This is a genomic window from Aminobacter sp. J41 (assembly GCF_000526635.1).
Taxonomy (GTDB): domain Bacteria; phylum Pseudomonadota; class Alphaproteobacteria; order Rhizobiales; family Rhizobiaceae; genus Aerobium.
The window spans coordinates 1-1,601 of the sequence record NZ_JAGL01000092.1; the positions used below are offsets into that span (position 1 = coordinate 1).

Below are 1,601 nucleotides of genomic sequence, written 5' to 3' on the forward strand. Positions count from 1 at the left end.
CCAGCCTGTTCCCGAAGCCCTTCCGGAGGAAAGCCTCGGCTTCAGCGGTGAAGGATCCGAGACGATTGTGATCCCACGTGCCGGCGGCATCGGGATCGTCGGGACGAAACCACTCGGGCGAGACCGTCAGGATGATGTCGTTGGCGAGGGTAGCGTCCTTGCGTAGCTTCGCCCGGTCGATCCCGAACTGGGCGTACTGCTGGAGGACAGCCTCTTCGAGGGGCTGTGACTTGTCACCGACGAGGACCCTATTGAGCTTCCGCCGCGCAGGATCTGCGTTCGGCGTCGGCGAGCTCCGGTTCAAATGTCCGGCCACCGACTGGAGCGTCGTCGCTCCTGTCGCCTTGATCTTCCCCACCCTCAAAATTGGCTTGCCCTGCGCCATGGTTGCCCCCTGTGTGACTGGTCACGAACTACGAGCGGAGCGAGTTGCGGGACGCGCGCAGCGCGGACGGCTAGGCCGTCGCCAATGAGACCTCACTGCTTTTCCCAGAGGGAAAAGTATAGTGAGTATACCTACACGAAACTCGCTCCGCTCATCACTCTGCTGCCTGCTGAAACATGTCGATTTGTGACGAGTCACGCTTGCGCTTTCTCGGCTTGAGCTTCGCACAAAATGCCCTCGCCTCTTCGATGCGATCATGAGGCACCCTGACGGTGATTTCGACATAGCCTTGTGACTTGTCACGAAGGCGCTGTGCTCGCTTCCGTTCAGCGGCAGTCATTGGTGCTTTTTCAACTTCGTGTGACATGTCACCCCTCCAACATTACTTTGAGCTTACGGCGAACTTCATTGTTCTCCTTGTCCGACTTCCGAACGAGGGTTTTGGTGATGAACGCGGCGTTGTCTTTCTGGTCATCCCAGGTCTTCCAGACCTCTTCAGGATCCAGCGCATAGGCGTACACACCAGTGCCCACCTTGATGCGGACCAGAGCGCCTTGCTGCTCGAGAAATTTGGTCTGACGACGGATGGTCACCTCGTGGACGCCGAGGGCGGCTGCCATCACTTTTTGCTCAACCACAACCGCACCTGCGGTGCCGTCGATGTGCTCTGCCAGGAACGCGTAAACGCGGGCCGCGGCAGGGTTCTGCTGGATGAGGCTCTGAAGCCTTCTCCAGCCCTTGGGATAGACCTGGCTGAAGCCTCGATTTTTCCTCTTAGCCTCCCGCTCAGCCTCATCCTGCCGGTCCTGAGCCTCTAGTTCCATTTTCCGCAACCTGCGGTGTTCATCCGTTGCTACCAGCATCAATTTTTCCCCTCGTGACGTGTCACTTGCACCGATCACATTTGTCTCTCCGAGCGACAATGGTGTCTCGATTCCAGGCAGGTCACAATAGCCGGCAGAAAGGAACTTCAGGTTGAATCTGGGCGTGTCTCGTCACGCAAAAACAGCATCTCACCGATCATCTAGGGTGATCGGTGCACCGATCATTTCTACGCTCGGTGGGTTCATTGATTTTATTGTGTTTTTTGCCTTTCCCTTTCTATTCTTACCCCTGGCGACCTTGCGTTCGCCTCCCCGCGGCTCCGCCCGCGGGGACCAGGGTAAGCAGACCGCTCATTGCCGCTGGGCTAGCTCGCGCCGCTGCGCGGCTGAGC

Annotated in this window: 3 protein-coding genes; all 3 read right to left on the reverse strand. The window is 58.3% G+C overall.

Annotation, left to right across the window (positions count from 1 at the left end):
• Positions 1–385, reverse strand: a 385-nt coding sequence (locus tag L630_RS22040; protein WP_034331250.1) for a plasmid recombination protein, incomplete at its 3' end; no start/stop codon positions are given.
• 154 nt (positions 386–539) lie between these two features.
• Positions 540–752: a hypothetical protein gene (locus tag L630_RS0120605; protein WP_156941780.1), complete on the reverse strand. Its 213-nt coding sequence runs from the start codon at positions 750–752 to the stop codon at positions 540–542.
• Position 753: 1 nt separating this feature from the next.
• Entirely contained in the window at positions 754–1,248 is a 495-nt protein-coding gene (locus tag L630_RS0120610) for a helix-turn-helix domain-containing protein (RefSeq protein ID WP_024850051.1), read from the reverse strand.
• Between the last annotated feature and the right edge of the window lie 353 nt (positions 1,249–1,601).